The organism is Acinetobacter sp. GG23 (assembly GCF_057766365.1).
In genome coordinates this window covers 207,702-225,910 of sequence record NZ_JBYMDJ010000003.1, presented here as the reverse complement: position 1 = coordinate 225,910, position 18,209 = coordinate 207,702, and the positions used below count along the sequence as shown (strand labels likewise).

16 protein-coding genes, 4 tRNA genes, 1 other RNA gene and 1 pseudogene are annotated in these 18,209 nt (G+C 41.3%); 12 read left to right on the top strand and 10 right to left on the bottom strand.

The window, feature by feature from the left end:
* Positions 1–150: 150 nt before the first annotated feature.
* Positions 151–1,428, top strand: a complete 1,278-nt coding sequence (gene gltA / locus AC3CAU_RS07210) for a citrate synthase (protein ID WP_131213901.1) — start codon at positions 151–153, stop codon at positions 1,426–1,428.
* 121 nt (positions 1,429–1,549) lie between these two features.
* On the opposite strand, the gene AC3CAU_RS07205 is transcribed toward gltA, so the two are convergent.
* Complete coding sequence (locus tag AC3CAU_RS07205; RefSeq protein ID WP_447054142.1) at positions 1,550–2,035, bottom strand: type IV secretion protein Rhs; 486 nt, start codon at positions 2,033–2,035, stop codon at positions 1,550–1,552.
* 248 nt (positions 2,036–2,283) lie between these two features.
* Between AC3CAU_RS07205 and AC3CAU_RS07200 the strand changes: the two genes are divergently transcribed.
* Together AC3CAU_RS07200 and AC3CAU_RS07195 are read left to right on the top strand one after the other, a co-directional pair.
* The gene (locus AC3CAU_RS07200; protein ID WP_424621672.1) at positions 2,284–3,909 is read left to right on the top strand and encodes an NAD+ synthase; all 1,626 of its coding nucleotides are present in this window, start codon (positions 2,284–2,286) and stop codon (positions 3,907–3,909) included.
* Positions 3,902–4,927: a hypothetical protein gene (locus tag AC3CAU_RS07195; protein WP_488368447.1), complete on the top strand. Its 1,026-nt coding sequence runs from the start codon at positions 3,902–3,904 to the stop codon at positions 4,925–4,927. Before AC3CAU_RS07200 ends, AC3CAU_RS07195 begins: the two co-directional genes overlap by 8 nt.
* 89 nt (positions 4,928–5,016) lie before the next feature.
* Here AC3CAU_RS07195 and AC3CAU_RS07190 read toward each other — a convergent pair.
* A tRNA-Met gene (locus AC3CAU_RS07190) sits at positions 5,017–5,093 on the bottom strand.
* A 168-nt stretch (positions 5,094–5,261) separates the two neighbouring features.
* On the opposite strand from AC3CAU_RS07190, the gene AC3CAU_RS07185 reads away from it, so the two are divergent.
* The gene (locus AC3CAU_RS07185; protein ID WP_447054140.1) at positions 5,262–5,669 is read left to right on the top strand and encodes a hypothetical protein; all 408 of its coding nucleotides are present in this window, start codon (positions 5,262–5,264) and stop codon (positions 5,667–5,669) included.
* A 79-nt stretch (positions 5,670–5,748) separates the two neighbouring features.
* On the opposite strand, the gene AC3CAU_RS07180 is transcribed toward AC3CAU_RS07185, so the two are convergent.
* The 4 genes from AC3CAU_RS07180 to coaD form a co-directional block, all read right to left on the bottom strand.
* Positions 5,749–5,825: transfer RNA gene (locus AC3CAU_RS07180), tRNA-Met, on the bottom strand.
* Between the two features lie 72 nt (positions 5,826–5,897).
* Positions 5,898–6,280: RNase P RNA component class A (rnpB, locus tag AC3CAU_RS07175), an RNA gene on the bottom strand.
* Positions 6,281–6,306: 26 nt separating this feature from the next.
* Positions 6,307–6,570 carry a YfhL family 4Fe-4S dicluster ferredoxin gene (locus tag AC3CAU_RS07170; protein WP_424620859.1) on the bottom strand — a complete coding sequence of 88 codons (264 nt, stop codon included), beginning with the start codon at positions 6,568–6,570 and terminating at the stop codon, positions 6,307–6,309.
* A 1-nt stretch (position 6,571) separates the two neighbouring features.
* On the bottom strand, positions 6,572–7,063 hold the full coding sequence (gene coaD / locus AC3CAU_RS07165; protein ID WP_131213907.1) for a pantetheine-phosphate adenylyltransferase: 492 nt from the start codon (positions 7,061–7,063) through the stop codon (positions 6,572–6,574).
* 140 nt (positions 7,064–7,203) lie between these two features.
* On the opposite strand from coaD, the gene smpB reads away from it, so the two are divergent.
* Positions 7,204–7,683 carry an SsrA-binding protein SmpB gene (gene smpB, locus AC3CAU_RS07160; RefSeq protein WP_131213909.1) on the top strand — a complete coding sequence of 160 codons (480 nt, stop codon included), beginning with the start codon at positions 7,204–7,206 and terminating at the stop codon, positions 7,681–7,683.
* A gap of 65 nt (positions 7,684–7,748) precedes the next feature.
* Here the strand turns inward: smpB and AC3CAU_RS07155 are convergent, their stop codons facing one another.
* From AC3CAU_RS07155 to rluD, 3 genes are read right to left on the bottom strand one after another with little or no spacing between them, the layout of a single operon-like run.
* Positions 7,749–8,300, bottom strand: coding sequence for a flavodoxin family protein (locus AC3CAU_RS07155; protein ID WP_131213911.1), 552 nt, complete (start codon positions 8,298–8,300; stop codon positions 7,749–7,751).
* Between the two features lie 39 nt (positions 8,301–8,339).
* Positions 8,340–9,080, bottom strand: coding sequence for a peptidoglycan editing factor PgeF (gene pgeF / locus AC3CAU_RS07150; protein ID WP_447054139.1), 741 nt, complete (start codon positions 9,078–9,080; stop codon positions 8,340–8,342).
* Positions 9,081–9,119: 39 nt separating this feature from the next.
* Positions 9,120–10,172: a 23S rRNA pseudouridine(1911/1915/1917) synthase RluD gene (gene rluD, locus AC3CAU_RS07145; RefSeq protein WP_447054138.1), complete on the bottom strand. Its 1,053-nt coding sequence runs from the start codon at positions 10,170–10,172 to the stop codon at positions 9,120–9,122.
* 71 nt (positions 10,173–10,243) lie between these two features.
* Here rluD and AC3CAU_RS07140 point away from each other — a divergent pair, with 71 nt between their 5' ends.
* The gene (locus tag AC3CAU_RS07140) at positions 10,244–11,275 is read left to right on the top strand and encodes an outer membrane protein assembly factor BamD (protein ID WP_447054137.1); all 1,032 of its coding nucleotides are present in this window, start codon (positions 10,244–10,246) and stop codon (positions 11,273–11,275) included.
* 202 nt (positions 11,276–11,477) lie between these two features.
* Positions 11,478–13,269 (top strand): annotated as a pseudogene (locus AC3CAU_RS07135) (DNA primase); the annotation flags it as partial.
* Positions 13,270–13,431: 162 nt separating this feature from the next.
* On the opposite strand, the gene hemA reads toward AC3CAU_RS07135, so the two are convergent.
* Positions 13,432–14,721 (bottom strand): glutamyl-tRNA reductase, encoded by a 1,290-nt coding sequence (gene hemA, locus AC3CAU_RS07130; protein WP_447054136.1) that lies wholly within the window; start codon positions 14,719–14,721, stop codon positions 13,432–13,434.
* A gap of 78 nt (positions 14,722–14,799) precedes the next feature.
* Between hemA and AC3CAU_RS07125 the strand changes: the two genes are divergently transcribed.
* From AC3CAU_RS07125 to AC3CAU_RS07105, 5 genes are all read left to right on the top strand, one after another.
* Positions 14,800–16,512 carry a tetratricopeptide repeat protein gene (locus AC3CAU_RS07125; RefSeq protein WP_424620853.1) on the top strand — a complete coding sequence of 571 codons (1,713 nt, stop codon included), beginning with the start codon at positions 14,800–14,802 and terminating at the stop codon, positions 16,510–16,512.
* 8 nt (positions 16,513–16,520) lie between these two features.
* Positions 16,521–17,099: a lipoprotein insertase outer membrane protein LolB gene (gene lolB, locus AC3CAU_RS07120; RefSeq protein ID WP_447054135.1), complete on the top strand. Its 579-nt coding sequence runs from the start codon at positions 16,521–16,523 to the stop codon at positions 17,097–17,099.
* Positions 17,100–17,121: 22 nt separating this feature from the next.
* Entirely contained in the window at positions 17,122–17,952 is an 831-nt protein-coding gene (gene ispE / locus AC3CAU_RS07115; RefSeq protein ID WP_447054134.1) for a 4-(cytidine 5'-diphospho)-2-C-methyl-D-erythritol kinase, read from the top strand.
* A 1-nt stretch (position 17,953) separates the two neighbouring features.
* Positions 17,954–18,028, top strand: a tRNA-Gln gene (locus tag AC3CAU_RS07110).
* A gap of 27 nt (positions 18,029–18,055) precedes the next feature.
* A tRNA-Gln gene (locus AC3CAU_RS07105) sits at positions 18,056–18,130 on the top strand.
* Positions 18,131–18,209: the final 79 nt, after the last annotated feature.

The window sequence follows — 18,209 nt, the reverse complement described above, 5'->3', positions numbered from 1 at the left end:
TGAGAGTGTCTCTTTTTATCCATAAGTATAATTGACAAAATTTCAGTACCCACTAATCTTATAGCAAATTTTTGATCCATCTGATTCGCGCATTAAAAGATTAGTACTACGAGTCGGATAAAACATTCACCGGGACAGGAGATCTATTGAATGTCTGAAGCAACTGGCAAAAAAGCCGTTTTACAGCTTGATGGCAAAGAAATTGAATTACCAATTTACAGCGGCACATTGGGCCCAGATGTAATCGACGTTAAAGATGTGTTGACCGCAGGTCACTTTACTTTTGATCCTGGTTTTATGGCAACAGCTGCATGTGAATCTAAAATCACATTCATCGATGGTGGTAAAGGTGTTCTTTTACACCGGGGTTACCCGATCGACCAGTTAGCGACTAAAGCAGACTACCTAGAAACTTGCTACTTGTTGTTAAACGGCGAACTTCCAACAGCTGAACAAAAAGTAGAATTTGATGCTAAAGTTCGTAACCATACAATGGTTCACGACCAAGTTAGCCGTTTCTTCAATGGTTTCCGTCGCGATGCTCATCCGATGGCGATCATGGTTGGTGTAGTGGGTGCGCTTTCTGCGTTCTATCACAACAACCTAGACATCGAAAATGTTGATCACCGTGAAATTACAGCAATCCGCTTGATTGCTAAAGTTCCAACTCTTGCAGCTTGGAGCTACAAATACACAGTAGGTCAACCGTTCGTTTACCCACGTAACGATTTGAGCTACGCAGAAAACTTCTTGTACATGATGTTTGCTACTCCTGCAGACCGTGATTACAAAGTTGACCCAATTCTTGCTAAAGCAATGGATCGTATCTTCACGCTTCATGCTGACCACGAACAAAATGCATCTACGTCTACAGTACGTTTAGCTGGTTCTACTGGTGCTAACCCGTATGCATGTATTGCTGCTGGTATCTCTGCACTATGGGGTCCTGCTCACGGCGGCGCGAACGAAGCAGTTCTTAAGATGCTTGATGAAATCGGCTCTGTAGAAAACGTTGCTGACTTCATGGAAAAAGTGAAAACTAAAGAAGTTAAACTTATGGGCTTCGGTCACCGGGTTTATAAAAACTTCGATCCACGTGCGAAAGTAATGAAAGAAACTTGTGATGAGGTTCTTGCTGCTCTTGGCATCAACGATCCACAACTTGCACTTGCTATGGAACTTGAACGTATTGCGTTATCTGACGAATACTTCATTAAACGCAACTTGTACCCTAACGTAGACTTCTACTCAGGTATCATCCTTAAAGCGATTGGTATCCCGACTGAAATGTTTACTGTAATTTTCGCTCTTGCACGTACAGTTGGCTGGATCAGTCACTGGTTAGAAATGCACAGCGGTCCTTACAAAATCGGTCGTCCACGTCAACTTTATACAGGTGAAGTTCAACGTGACATCCAGGGTCGTTAATTCTTTAAAAATTTAATGATTTAAAAAACCGCCTTTTTAGGCGGTTTTTTATGACTAAGAATAATTAAATTATTCTTAACGTCCTAATGAAGCATCTTGTTGTTTTCAGCTCAGCACAAAATCATGCTTTTTGAGACAGGAATGGAATACAATCCTCATAGGCCTGACACTCCTGCCCACGGGATTTTCTAATAAAATAGTCCTGAACCATCTGCGCCTGCTGTTCAATCCCGTACTGGAAAAACAGTTTACCCTGCTCTAAAACATACTGATATTTACGATCAAATATTGCTTTACGCACTACAGCCAAACCCTGCTGAATTTGCCATACATGGGTGAGTTCATGAATTAACCAGGACTGTTTAGCTAAAGACAGTGTAGAGAAATCTTGGCACCAGTTTTGAGGATGGAAATAGATATTACCATTGGGACTAATGGCATAATTCTTTAACACCCCACGATGAGCCACAATTCTGATTGCATCAAGCTGCAAATGTATCCCAAAAACAGATTGCGCAAGTTGTTTTTCACCTTGGGTTAATTTTCGATTCTCAACTTCGAATAAACGATTCAAAGTATACAGTAGAGTCTTCATAAATAATGTCATCTTATCTGGCAATAATCACACATTTTCTAGCATTTTTATTCTCTCATTAACGCTGTAGTTTTTTTGTCTAAATTCGGATTTTTTTTTGTTTTTATCTCAATAAATGTCGCAATTCGTATATAGTATCGAATTGCTAATTATTGATTAAACCTCTATTTGTTTGTCGTCGCGTACACAGCGTTGAACCAATAGCCATAATAAATCATCAGTCTGTGTATATATCCCTATAGGTATAGGATTAAGTTGGAATGAAAAGTTTTAAAATTGCCCTTGCACAATTCTCTCCGCATATTGGCAATGTCGAAGCAAATGCTCAAAAAATGCTTGCACAGGTAAATGAAGCCAAAAAACAAAAAGCTGATTTAATTATCTTTCCCGAGCTTTCAACCGTCGGCTACCCTGCGGAAGATTTGTTACTCCGTCCCAGCCTTGCTAAACGTACTCAAAATGCATTTGAGCAACTGAGCAAGGTAAAAGATATAGTAATGGTCTTTGGTTTTGTCAATCAGACTGAAGATGGCCACCGTTATAATGCGGCTGCCGTAATGAAAGATGGACAAGTACTGGGTATTTATAACAAGCAGAACTTGCCAAACTATGGTGTCTTTGATGAAAAACGTTATTTCAGCGAAGGACATCAACACCTTGTTTTTGAATATCTAGGCCATAAATTTGGTGTTTTGATTTGTGAAGATATTTGGTCACTCAATACCGTACATCAATTATCCCAACTCAATGTTGAAACCGCTTTAGTCTTAAATGCCTCCCCTTATGAAGTAGGCAAACCGCAACATCGCCTTACCACCATGAGCGAGCTGGCTAAACAACTGAACATCAATTTGGTCTATACCAACCAAGTCGGTGGTCAGGATGACCTTATCTTTGATGGCACCAGTTTTGTGGTCAATAAAGACGGCGGCATTGCTTTACAGGCACCAAGCTTTAAAGAAGATCTTTTTTACGCTGAATATGAAACGGAACAACAAGCTTATAAAGTTGGAACACTGACTCCCGCTTTAGATACCATGGCTGAAATTTATCAAGGCCTGGTTTTAGCAACTCGTGACTATATTCAACGTTCTGGTTTCCCGGGCGTGATTCTGGGTTTATCGGGCGGGATTGACTCAGCGTTAACCCTTGCAATCGCGGTTGATGCGATCGGTGCAGATAAAGTCCAAGCCGTAATGATGCCTTATACTTATACAGCGCAAATCAGTGTTGAAGATGCAGCTGCACAAGCGAAAAATATGGGCGTGACTTTTGGTATTGCTGAAATCAACCCGATTGTAAACAGCTTCATGCAAACCCTGTATCCTTTCTTTGGTAACAGCCCTGCAGATACGACTGAAGAAAACCTTCAAGCACGTGCACGCGGTACCCTACTGATGGGTCTGTCGAATAAATTTGGCAACCTTGTCTTGGCAACCGGTAACAAATCAGAACTTTCTGTAGGTTATTGCACGCTGTATGGCGATATGGTGGGCGGTTACGCAGTTCTAAAAGATGTGTATAAAACCATTGTTTTCGAACTGGCTAAATATCGTAACAGTATTTCTGAAACCCCTGTCATTCCTGAACGTGTGATTACCCGCCCACCTTCTGCAGAACTTCGTCCTGATCAAAAAGACCAAGATTCTTTACCTGCGTATGATGTACTGGATGCGATTCTTTATGCTTATATTGAAGAGGATTGCAGCCAAGATGACATCATTGCCAAAGGCTTTAAGAAAGAAGTGGTTGAAAAAGTAATTCGTCTTGTCGATCGTAACGAATACAAACGCCGTCAAGCTGCGATTGGTCCACGCATTAGTCCGCGCTCATTTGGCCGCGAACGTCGCTATCCGATCGTTAATGGATGGACACCGGGTGTCTAAGCAGGACTTTGCTCAACAGTTTGTTCAAGCACTTATGCTTGAGCAAACTTGTTTTATCAAAAAACAATTATTAGCAGAAAAAAATAATCACTACATCGAAAAATTTGTTCATCATATTTATACCCATTCCGATCAAATTTTATTAAAACAATTTATTCAGCTTGAATCATTACAGAATGTAGTTCAAAAATATGCTTTTGAATTAAATTTAGGCGCGGAAATTCTAGAGTTTATCGGGATGATTGCGCAAAGAATTCATCATCTTGCCATTAATAATCATACTCAAATTAATGAGCTGTTTTCAGATGAATCATTTAAATTATGGGTGAACAAGATACTGGAACTAGACCAGTTACGTTACTATATCCAAGATAATTTGCAACATAACCCGCAGGTCAAACTTGTGAGTTTACAGTTAGCCAACCAAATTCTGGAAAGCAATACACCTTGGCTGGACCATCTACGCAAACTTAATCTGCATAAACACGGATTGGGTTCCAAAATACTCAATTTTATTCAAGACCAACAACAAAATATTGAACTCAAGCTTGAGCAACAATTTGCCCAAACGCTGGTTAAACAATTGGGCAATATCATTGTATTGCCCAATGAAGAACTTGCTGATATCAGCCTGCACTTATGGAATGATATTAAACAAAAAACCTTAAAAGAAATCTTCTCGCAATTCCAAGCTATCGACTTTGAAGAGTTTTTCATTCTGGTTTATGAAACCTGGCGACAGTTGCGACAAGGCGAATATTTACAACAGGTGATTTTAGATGTTGTGGCCGTTTTTTATGATTATTTTGCTGACTACAACTTACAAGAATTATTGCACTCGGTTGGACTAGAGGAAGATGATTTGCATCAAGAGGCACTGCGTTTCTTGCCGCATATTATTCAGGCTTTAGAACAACAAGGCTTGCTAGAGGAGATTCTGGAGCAATTGATCTCACCTTTCTATTCAAGTGAAACAACCCATCAATTTATTGAGCAGTATATCCAAGATAATTTGTAGTCTTTTTCTGGTATTTTTTATTTGACATCAACCTATACTTTTTTGACCCACAAAAAAAGAGACCATGCTGAGAGCATGGTCTATAAAAATGGTGGCTATGACGGGACTTGAACCTGTGACCCCCGCATTATGAGTGCGGTGCTCTAACCAACTGAGCTACATAGCCATAAACTGTGTGCGCATTATCTAAATTTCAGTGAGTAGCGTCAAGCCCTGCATTTTACAAGTGTTCAGTCTTTAAGCGATTTAAAAGCTTTCAGTCAATATTTAAACAAAAGTAGCTTTCATTCATGTTATTTTTCTATTATCTGCTTAAATTCAGAATCAAAAAAATATGAATCAATTCAAATTAATAGCTATAAGCCTAATGGCTACTGTAATTACAGGCTGCCAAATCATCTCCCCCATATTTATAGACTACAATGGTGTACGGATGGATGTAGCACAATGGATTAACCATCAGCAGCTACTCACCATGCAACAAAAGCGTAGTCTTGCGCAACTGAGTAAAGCACAGCAAAAATTGTATCGAATTGAACAAATTCCAGAAGATCAAAAACTGGCAATTGCTAAACAAAACCAGATCGCATTGCATTGTGCATATCTACATTTAACTGAAAATAAAATTAATCAGTTACAGGTGATGGTGTTCGGTCAAGACAAGAAAGATGCTATTTTAGAAAAATACAATCAAGAATTTCCACACATTAAATTGGCAGCAACTGCTATTCAGTGTGAATAAATGATTTTAAACATGAATATTAAGTACAAATTTTAAGCATAAAAAAAGGTCACACTTATAGAAGTGTGACCTATTAAAATGGTGGCTATGACGGGACTTGAACCTGTGACCCCCGCATTATGAGTGCGGTGCTCTAACCAACTGAGCTACATAGCCAAAACTGTGCGCGTATTATCTATTTCAACATGCTACATGTCAAGAAATATCACACAATAATTGTAAAATATTTGGCGAAGTGAGCCGATAAGCCGGGTTCTGTCGTGAACGATCATTCCTCTAGGCGCACAATCACTCGTACGCTCAAGCGACCTACCCGAATCCAGCACGGGCCGTGCCTCAGGATTCCTATTTGGTCTTGCTTCTGGTGGGGTTTACCTTGCCGTGAACTGTTACCAGACACGCGGTGCGCTCTTACCGCACCCTTTCACCCTTACCATCTCTCTTGGTCTTCCCGAAGGAAAATTGCAAAGATGGCGGTCTACTCTCTGCTGCACTTGCCGTCGGCTTTCACCGCCCAGGCGTTACCTGGCACCCTGCCCTATGAAGCCCGGACTTTCCTCCCCTGTTTCAATCACGAAGATCTACACAGCAGCGATCGTCTAGCTCACTTCGGGGCGCATCTTATCAAACTTCCGCACTAATTGCTTGTGCTTTTTTGAGCAATCAGTTTTTTATATTTATCCATTAATTGATCTTGAGATTCCACATGCTGTGGATCTGGCGGAATACAATCGACTGGACAGAATAATTGACACTGTGGTTCATCAAAATGTCCGACACATTCAGTACACAAATCCGGGTGAATTTCATATATGATTTCACCCATGAAAATGGCCTCGTTCGGGCACACCGGCTCGCACACATCACAATTGATGCATTCATCGGTAATATATAAAGACACGCTACCAACCTTGTTGTTGTTTCCGTTTAAAGGCTTCAACCACAGCTTGCGGTACAAACTGGGTTACATCACCATTTAAACGGGCAATTTCACGTACCAATGTAGATGAAATAAAGGAATATTGCTCTGAAGGAGTTAAAAATACCGCTTCAAAATTCGAATCAAGTCGACGATTCATATTGGCCAGTTGAAATTCATATTCAAAGTCCGATACTGCACGTAACCCCCGAAGTACTGCTGTGGCTTTTTGTTCGCGGAAAAAATTGACCAACAAACCATCAAAGCCGACAAACTCTACATTAGGCAAGTGACTTAACGATTTCTGCGCCAAATCTACTCGTTCTTCTAAACTAAAGACTGGATTCTTATGATGGCCAATGGCAATCGCCACCACAACTTCATCAAACATTTTCGCTGCACGAGACACCAAATCGATATGACCATTGGTAATTGGATCGAATGTGCCCGGATAAATGACGCGAGTTTTAGACATCCATTTGTACTCTAGTTTATTGTGTAGATGCTTATTTTAGCAAAAACTTGTTTTTTTAGTGAATAATCCTCATAAATTTAAAAAAGTTCATCTTGGTTCGAGTTGCGGTACAATAACAGTAAGATTGGAAGTATCAGATTATGGCGAAAGCAAGTATTGTAGTTAAAAAAAATAGCGGCGGAACTATTGCACTCAACAAACGTGCCCGCCACGATTATTTTATTGAAGAGAAATTCGAAGCTGGTCTTTCATTACAAGGCTGGGAAGTCAAATCAATGCGTGCAGGTCGTATGACCATCGTAGAAAGCTATATTACCTTTAAAAATGGTGAAGCCTTCTTGTTTGGTGCACAGGTTCAGCCTTTGCTGAGCGCATCGACACATGTAGTCCCTGAAGCGACGCGTACACGTAAACTTTTGTTGAACCGACGTGAAATTGAAAAGCTGATGGGTGCGATTAACCAAAAAGGTTATTCATGCGTTCCACTGGCTTGTTACTGGAAAGGGCCAAATGCCAAGCTTGAAATTGCTTTAGTAAAAGGTAAACAGCTTCACGATAAGCGTGCCACTGAAAAAGACCGTGACTGGCAACGTGATAAAGCCCGAATTTTTCATAAATAAGTTTTCATCTAAAAAACAAAAAAACCTCCAGATGGAGGTTTTTTAATATTCATATCAATCTGCTTTTATTTTAGTTTAGCCAGCAATAAGCCGATATATTCACCAAACCAGATGGCGGTATCTAAATCGCCCTGTGGCGGAGTTATTTCAACGGGTGCATTATCGGACTGTGTCATTAAACCTAAAAAGCTCGACATCCGGTTCAAATCCTGTGCACTACGTCCGGTAGGCATCATCGGCAAGCCTGTCCACAACATGCCATGTTGCATGGCAAACAGATTAATCTGTTGCAATACAGCCAACTTATCTCCGCTTAAACCGCCACCATTGGTGAAACCCGCTGCAATTTTGCCTTGCCATGTACGTGCCAACCAGCGTTTGGAAGACTGCTCCATAAATAACTTCAAGGCAGCAGTTAAACTTCCCATATAGGTTGGACAACCAAAAACAATCGCATCCGCCTGATCCAATATATCCCAATCCACGTGTTCGATGTTCATGCAGTGCACATGAATGCCTGCTTGCTCAGCACCTTGAGCAATAAAAGAGGCCACTTTTGCAGTATGTCCATATGGACTGTGATAAACGATGGCAAGTGATTTCGAAGATAAAGGCATATCAATAAAAGCAGTAAATTTTAAGCAAGTTTAACAGTTTCACGCCATAAACACGAATGTTGCCATGCGCCCTGTTTTTGCTTCACGGCGATAAGAAAAATATTCTTCCGCTTGCTGATAACTGCACTGATCGCCACCCAGCACAACATCAACACCGTGACGCTTCAGAATAAAACACGCGATGGCATATAAGTCAGCATAAAATTTGGCCGCTTTTTCACTGTCTTTAAAAGCACTTCCAAGTTCAGGATATTTTGAACAAAAAGCCAATTTGACTTCTTCACCAATTTCAAAGCATGGCTGACTAATGGCAGCGCCTAACCATGCCCAAGTCGGCTGACTTTGCATAGTCGCAATCGTATTTTCAACAATGCCACCCGCCAACCCTCGCCAACCGGCATGCAGATTCGCTATTTCCGTGCCATCTGCATTACCGAGCACGACAGGCAGGCAATCCGCAGTCATCATCATTAACGCATGTGCTTTACGCTGGGTAACCAGACCATCACCCTCAAGTGCCTGAAAAGGAATTTCTTCATTAATGCTATGACAAATGGTGCTGTGCGTTTGCGTCATCCAGGTGATTTTATCGACCCCGAATTCAGCAAACTCTTGCAGTAACGCCATACGATGCTGTTGTACACGCCTGGCATCATCATGGACATGCAATGCCAAGTTAAATCCTGCAAGTTCAGGTTGGGCAGAGGGTTGAGTTTTTTGATGATGCACTCGTGTCTGCCCAACAAATATGCCTTGTGGAAGCCCTTGAACAAATTGCATGTTTCTTTCCTTATGATGCATATCATGCGATAAAACAACTTAGTAGGCTTGGTTTTCGCTACGTAATACTTCAACCAATTGAGTAAAGTCATCTGCCCAAGGCGCTTCAAACATCATTTCTTCACCTGAGCGTGGATGAACCAGGCCAAGCTTAGAGGCATGTAAGGCTTGGCGTTTAAAGCCACGTAAAGTTTCACCCAGTAATTCAGAAGCACCCGCAGGAACACGTACACGACTCATATACACCGGGTCCCCCACCAAACCAAAGCCCAGATAACTAAAATGAACACGGATCTGATGAGTACGGCCTGTTTCCAGACGCGCTTGGACACGAGTGAAATGCTGGAAGCGCTCTTTTACGTTGTAATGAGTTACCGCATCCTTACCACCCGGCAAGATGGCCATTTTAATACGATCAACCGGATGACGTTTAATTGGCTCATCAATGGTACCGCCGGCAATGATTTTGCCGTAAACCACCAGATCATAAACACGGTAGACGCTTTTCTTGGCCAACTGCTTGCTTAAGGAAAATTGAGATTCCAAGTTTTTAGCAACCACCAGCAAACCGCTGGTGTCTTTATCAATACGGTGCACGAGGCCCGCACGTGTTAACTCCGCCGATTTAGGATAATGATGCAACAAGGCATTTACCAAAGTACCCGAGCTGTTGCCCGCGCCTGGATGAACGACCATACCCACCGGTTTATTAATGACAATAATGTCGTCATCTTCATAAATAATATTTAATGGAATATCTTCAGGCAAGCTTTTGGTTTGAACTTCCAGCTCAACATTGAGTGTTAAAAGCTCATTGCCTTCACATTTATACTTGGGTTTAACAGTGTTACCATTTACCAACAAATGGCCGTCTTTCAGCCACTGCTTCAGTTTTTCACGGGAAAAATCGTTCCAGACCAGAGCTGCAACCTGGTCGATACGTTGCCCCAAATAGCTTTCATCCAATTGAAATTGCAACGATAAACGTGTTGCAGTTGAGTCTGAAGTATGGTTATCTGCATCCTCAGAATCTTCAAGTAAATTGAAATCAGTTTCAGGGAAATTAGAATTAGAAGATTGTGCTTGACTCATTTGCTCATTCAGACAAAAGTGGTTTAATAGTGCAATTGTAGCTCATTGCCCGTATTAACAGAGGAATTTTTATGTCGTTACCACGTTATAAAATGACAATGCTTGCTTTATCTTTAGGCGTTGCGTCGGCAATAGCGGGCTGTAGCAGTAATCCAAAGAAAGAAGTTGTGGACACAGGACCACAATCTAGCGAGCAAGTTTATATTCAAAAAGCTGAAAAAGCTCTTGAACGTGGTCAATATACTGACGCAGCTAAGCATCTTGAAGCCTTAGACACCTACTATCCTACAGGTGACTATGCGCAACAGGCACAATTAGAATTGTTGTACGTTAAATTTCAACAAAAAGATTATGAAGGTGCAATTGCCCTTGCTGAACGTTTTATTCGTTTAAATCCACAACATCCAAATGTGGATTATGCCTACTATGTTCGTGGCGTGGCAAATATGGAACAAAACTATGATGGTCTATTACGCTATACCTCATTAAAGCAGGCGCATCGTGATGTCAGCTATTTAAAAGTGGCTTATCAGAACTTTGTCGATTTCATTCGTCGCTTCCCGTCGAGCACTTATGCAGTCGATGCAGCACAGCGTATGAAGTTTATTGGTACCGAACTGGCTGAAGCCGAGATGAATGCAGCGCGTTTTAATATTAAACGTAAAGCATGGTTAGCTGCGGTTGAACGCTCTCAATGGGTGGTTGAACACTATCCACAAACCCCACAAGTGCCTGAAGCCTTAGCCACAATTGCCTATGGTTATGACAAATTAGGGGATACCCAAACTTCGCAACAGTATATTGAAGTGTTAAAGCTAAACTATCCAAACCTGGTTAAAGCGGATGGTAGTGTAAATCTTCGTGCTGCACGCAGTGAAGGCAGCTGGATTAACCGTGCAACTTTAGGTGTATTTGGACGTGAAGCGCAAAGTTCTACAGAGACAGAGCAACAACAAAGCACTGAATATGGGGAAAAACGCAGTCTCACCAATCGTTTAAGTTTCGGTTTGTTAGATCGACCACAAACAGAAAGCAGTATTCCTGCACCGAAACAAGAAATGATTGATGCACCGACTACAGAAGAAGCACCAGCACCCAAATAAGCCGAGCTTATTGGTCGCATTTTCATGAAGGGCAAGTTATCATACTTGCCCTTTTGCTATTTTAACCAATCATATTGATCATTTTGCGCAAAAGGTATACAAATTAACTTTTAACCGCTGATGCACATTTAACTTAGCTAACTTCTGGCAGCCTATTTGTCAGTCATTTTTAATAGATAGATCACAACCCGATTGCATACGTATGGCTATTCCTCAACACACGATTGATCAAATATTAGATCGCACAGATATTGTCGATCTGATTGGTCAACGCGTGAAACTTAAGAAAACGGGTCGCACCTATTCAGGTTGCTGCCCTTTTCATCAGGAAAAATCGCCATCATTCCATGTGTATCGGGATAAACAGTATTTTCATTGTTTTGGTTGTCAGGCCAACGGGAATGCCATTCGCTTTTTAATGGATATCGATGGTCGCAATTTTGTCGATGTGATGAAGGATCTGTCAAGTCGAAGCGGCATAGAGCTCCCTAAAGACAATCATGATTCAAATAAAATCAAATACAAACGTGAAGCAGCCAAGCCGCAACCTGTTGCGAAGCAATCTGAACGCAATATTCAAAATGCTGCAGCGAATTCACCACAACATTCTAGTACCACAGTAACGTCAGCCATTGATCACGACCCTTTTGCAGAATTTCAAATGCAAGAGGCTGTGTTCTATGGCAATGATCCGTTTGCAGCGTTTGATCAAACTACCGCGCAATTTGAAGATATTCCTCAAGACGGTAACTTATACGATTTACTAGAAAATATTGCGCTGTACTATGAACAGCAATTACCACATAGTCAGACTGCCCAGCAATACTTCAAACAACGGGGTTTAAGCGCTGAAACCATTGCGTATTGGCGTTTAGGTTATGCGCCCGAAGACTGGCAACATCTGGAAAAAGCCTTCCCTTATGATATTGAAGGTTTAAGACAACTGGGGTTAATCCGTACCAGTGACAAAGGGCGAGATTTTGACCTGCTGCGTGATCGGGTCATTTTTCCGATTCGTGATTCCAAAGGTCGTGTGGTTGGCTTTGGCGGTCGTGCTTTAAATGACGAAATCAAACCCAAGTATATTAACTCACCCGATTCTGAAGTGTTTCATAAAAACCAGTTGCTCTATGGTTTATATGAAGGCCGCAAGCAAAAAGCCCAAGACTGGCTGATGGTCGAAGGCTATATGGATGTCATTGCCTTACAGCAATATGGTGTTTTCGGTGCTGTGGCGACCTTGGGTACAGCCAGTAATACCGACCATCTAAATATTTTATTTAAGCAAAATAATCGCATCACTGTGGCATTCGACGGCGATGCTGCCGGTCAAAAAGCGGCGCGTCGTACTTTAGAAATTGCTTTGCCCTTACTGAATGACGGTCGTGAACTCAAGTTCTTCGTGCTCCCAAATGATCACGATCCGGATTCTCTCATTCGCCGTGAAGGCTTAGAAAGCTTTCAACGCATGTTGCAAGCCGCGCCTTTATTGTCCGAGTTTATTTTTGCCCATTTAACTCAAAATCATAACAGCACATCGCCTGAAGGTAAAAGCCAGGTCATGGGAGAACTCAAACAGCTCACTGAACTGTTACCGAAACATGGTTCTTACCGTTATTTGTTACAGCAATACTTTCGTGAAAAGCTCGGTTATAGCCGTAAATGGCAACCGCAAGTCAACAATGATGCGTCCTTAAGCTTTAGTACCAAAATTGATGCAGAAGAATATGTGGTGGCGATTTTAATGAGTCACCCCTATTTGTATATCCATTTCGAACCGTTACGCGCTTTGATTCCACATGATCAGTTGCTGTTTAAAATTTTAAATATCTTTAATATCATTTTTGATGATTTACCGGATGATACTGAATTATCCCAATATTATGTCTTAGGTGCCTGTGCAAATTACCACCATGACTTGCAGCATATTTTAATGCAAACCAACATCAGTGATTACACCTCATCTCCAGAGCAAGCAGATAAACTGGCTGAAGATTTTTCGATTAAACTGCAATATCAATGCTTGCAGCAAAAATTAAAATCGAAAAAATTTACCAGCATTGCTGAAATGAGAAACTTGAAACAGCGAATTTATGAAATTGATCGTAAACGCTCATTGACCTTAATTGACGAATAATCAAACGCCAAAAAATCTCTTATTTTTCTTGTTTTATTTTACGACGCTTCGCAAAGATTTCGTCCAGATCATCACGCATCCATTCAAAACAACTTGGATCTTCAGATTTCGCTGCTTGACGCAATAATATAGAAGTAGGATGGAGTAGTTTTTGGGTTAAACGATGGGAAAACTCTTGCAGCACTTGCTCGGCATTTTCACCGGCTTTAATTCGAGACATTGCTAGAGCCAATTCTTCTTGTCTTAGAACTTCGCCTTGTTCACGATACGCATGAATAGTACTACCCGCTTTGTTAATTTTTTGCTGGGTAAGCAATTCTGTGGCTAACTGGTTTACCATGACTTCTGCTTCAACAGCCGCTTGGCGACGTTGAGCCAGATTGTCATCAATGACACTTTGTAAATCATCGACGCCATATAAATACACGCCATCCAATGATTTAACTTTTGGATCGATATCACGCGGAACCGCTAAATCCACCAACAGCATTTGTTGATAGCGACGTTTTTTTAATGCAGTTTTAACCTCATTGTAAGCAATAACCTGATGTAAACTCCCGGTACAGCTTGAAATAACATCTGCGCGATATAAGTTTGCAGCTAACTCGGAAAAATCGATAATTTCCACATCTACACGATGTGCAATTTCTTGTGCCAAAGTTTCAGCCCGGGCACGGGTCCGATTACAAATAAGGACTTTACCTACGCCCATTTCGGCTAAATGTTTAGCCACCAAGCTATTCATTTCACCTGCTGCAACCACCATTACGGTCAGCTTTTCAGGCTTGCTAAAGACTTGAAGTGCCAACTGGGCAACGGCATAACCCATAGAAACCGCATGACTACCGACCGCAGTTTCCGAGCGAACACGCTTGGCTGCGTAAAAAGCATATTCAAAAATTCGGTTTAAATTTGCAGAAACGGTATGGGCGTCTTTCGCCAGAGAAAGCGCGGACTTTACTTGTCCTAAAATTTGTGGCTCACCCAGCATCAAGGAGTCAAGACCACTGGCAACCCGCATCAGATGCGTTATAGCCTGCGCATTTTCATAACGATAAACATGATTTAATAATTGTTTAGGATCTAAGCCATTTGTCTGGGCGAGCCAGTTCATTACCATCTCTGCATTTTCAGACATGGCATAAACTTCGGTTCGATTACATGTAGAAACCACGACCATATCATTCAAGTCATGGTTCTGGCTTTGCTCGGCAAGTAATTGCGTTAACTTTTCCGGGTTAAATGCAATCTGTTCACGTAGTTCTACAGAAGCGGTCTGATGGTTGACACCCAGTGCAAAGAAAGACATATCAGATCATCATTTCGCTAAATTTATGCTATTGTGCAATATTGGTGTCATAAAAAGCATTACTTGGATCAAGAAAAATTGCGTCAAACAAATAGCCGAATAAACGGCGCGACAATTAAGCAATATTCTACCACATTCTTACTTGTGGGTAGCATGGCTTCGAGTGCTCATATTAGAGCATCCGGAGAAATTTATCATGCCAATTCAAACTATAATGCTATAAAACAAAGCATGATTGCTGAATTTGCACTGGCCTATCATGACATTCCAACAGCATTACATAACTACACCGTGCTTGCAATTAAAAGCAGTTCAACTACGGTTAAACAGCGCGCTTTAAATGTTGCACTGGAACAAAATGACCTAAAAGCCGCACTCGATATTGCGACACATTGGGTGGTTCAGGAACCTACCGATGTTCCAGCGTTATTTTATCTTTCACATATTGCCCTGAAATCGCATGAGTATGAACTGGCATCCGAAACGCTAGATAAAATTTTAAATATTGACCCCGATGCAGATCTGGAAAAGATTCTGGTCGGCATTGTGCCAGAAGAACCGGAAGATCGAGAAGTTCTACTGGAAGCGTTAAGCAAAAGTAAAGAACGCGACAATCCATCTGTCTTGGTCCTGATTTCAGGCTTGGAAGCGCAAAATGGACAGTTAGAACAAGCATTGGTTACGATTAATCGTGCGCTTAAAAAACGCCCCAAAGTCACTGGATTTATCTTAATGAAAGCCAATTTACTCAGTGCTTTAGGGGATGAAGAAGCCACTCTGAAATGGTATGACAAGGCTAGTCGTAAACATAAATCCAACTTAGAAGTTCGTTTAGCTGAAATTAAATATCTGATTAAAATTAATAAATCCAAACAAGCACTAGATAAACTTGAAACCATTATTAAAAAATGGCCGCATGAGGAAGAAGCTCTTTTCATTGCAGGCTTAACCAGTATCGATTTAGAAGAATATGAAAAGGCGGAAAAGTTTTTAGTTGAGCTTCGATATTCTAATCAATATCAAAATGAAGCTTATTATTACCTAGCCGTGAATGCCGAAAGAAAACAGCACTTTGAAACTGCAAAAGCCTATTACCGCCTGGTGGATGGCAGTCTCTACACAGTTTCACGCCGCAACATGATTAATATTTTTTCAGAGCAGAAACAGCTGAGCGATGCGTTACGATTTTTAACCCAGGAACGGGTCAATTATCCTCAACATGCCAGTTTCCTCTATCAGGCTCAGGCAGATATTCTAAAACGTATGGGCAATAAAAAAGCAGCCATGCGCCTGCTCGAAGAGGCCATCAAAAACATACCCGATGACCCTGAACTGATCTATTCAGAAGTGCTATTGCTTGACCCTTATCAAGACCAGGATAAGCTGGATAAATTATTGAAAAAATTATTGGAAATTGAGCCAAATAGTCCAACCTACCTGAATGCCTACGCCTACACACTGGCGTTACAAAATAGACGATTGGATGAAGCTAGACAATATGTTGAACATGCCTTGGAGTTTGCACCCGAACAAGCGTCTATTTTAGATACGCTCGGCTATATCACCTTTTTACAAAACGACTTTAAAACCTCTGCGCTGGTGTTAGAAAAAGCGTATGAGATAAGTCAAAGTGCCAAAATTGGAGTGCGCTATGCAAAAGCGCTGTATATGCAAGGCGATCTGACAAAATTTAATCATGTGTTACAACAATTACAAAAAAAACACCCTAATGATCCTCAATTAGAACAACTGAAATCGTTATTGTTACCGCCAAACCTGAAAAAGAGTTAATGATCTTTATGCGTATTTTTTCCAAATTCAGCTTAACCCTGATCGCCACAGGCACACTGGTACTGACAGGTTGCCAACAATATACCCAGCCTCAAGCGCCGAGTGTTTCCCAGCTCCCTGAAGCAAATAATTTTAACTTGCAAGGTAAAATTGGGGTAAAAACACCAAAACAATCTGGCAGTGCATTTTTCACCTGGGTACAACAGCAGGATGAATTTGACATCGAGTTAAGCGGGATTTTAGGGGTGGGCAAAACGCAAATTTCAGGTACTCCAGGTCAAGTCACCTTAAATAGTGCCAAAACTGGACTCATTCAAGCTGAAACACCTGAAGAATTACTGGAACGTGCAACCGGTTGGCAAGCACCAATCACCCATCTGGTGGATTGGGTTCAAGCCAAACCGGCAACCACACAAGCGAAAATCAGTAAAGATGAAAACAATCGCCCCATCCAATTTCTGGAAGATGGCTGGACTGTTGATTTAAGCTATAATGATCAGGCGCAATTGCCGAATAAATTGATTTTGAAGCAAGCACTTGAATCAGGTCAGGAAAACCGTATTACAATGGTTATTCAAAATCGTTAAATCTGCAAAAGTTTAAAATTATATGATTCGTGTTCCCTCTCCCGCCAAGCTCAATCTTTTTTTGCATATCACCGGCCGTCGTGACAATGGCTATCATGAATTGCAAACTATTTTCCAACTGATTGATTTAACTGACTGGCTAGAATTCACTCAAACAGATGACCTCATCATTTCAATTGATGGCTTGAGCAGTGTCGACCTTGAACAGAATTTAATTTACAAAGCCACTCAGGTTTTAAAACCTTTTGCTAAACAGCCAACGGGTTTAAAGATCTCTATTGAGAAAAATATTCCAATGGGTGCAGGACTCGGAGGCGGTTCTTCCAATGCTGCCACCACCCTGATTGCGATAAACCAATTGTGGAAATGTGGTCTAAATATCGAACAATTGGCTGAACTCGGGCTAAAACTCGGTGCAGACGTTCCGATTTTTGTTCATGGTCGTAACGCATGGGCTGAAGGTATTGGTGAACACTTAACATTCATAGACTTAGATCAAAAACAGTACATTGTGCTAAAACCTGACTGTTTTATCAGCACTCAACTGCTTTTTTCACAAAAAACGTTGACAAGAGACACGAAGCCTACTAAATTTTGCGCCTATCAGTTAAAGCCATTTAACTTTGGAAATAACTTTGAGCCTTTGGCCAGAAGTCTATATCCTGAAGTGAATGAAGCGATGCAGTATTTAGACCAGTTCGGTATTGCAAAACTTACAGGTACAGGTGCTTGTGTGTTTACTGAAGTAACTGCCGATATGAATATTGATGAGATTTTGGCTCATTCACCTTGTAAAGCTTACTTGGTCAATAGTTTAAATGAATCACCATTACGTCATTTCCAGGTTCTATGATAGGGGCGTCGCCAAGTGGTAAGGCACCGGGTTTTGATCTCGGCATCCGTTGGTTCGAATCCAGCCGCCCCTGCCATTCATTTCATCTGTAGATTGCTGTATTAGGGGCGTCGCCAAGTGGTAAGGCACCGGGTTTTGATCTCGGCATCCGTTGGTTCGAATCCAGCCGCCCCTGCCATTCATTTCATCTGTAGATTGCTGTATTAGGGGCGTCGCCAAGTGGTAAGGCACCGGGTTTTGATCTCGGCATCCGTTGG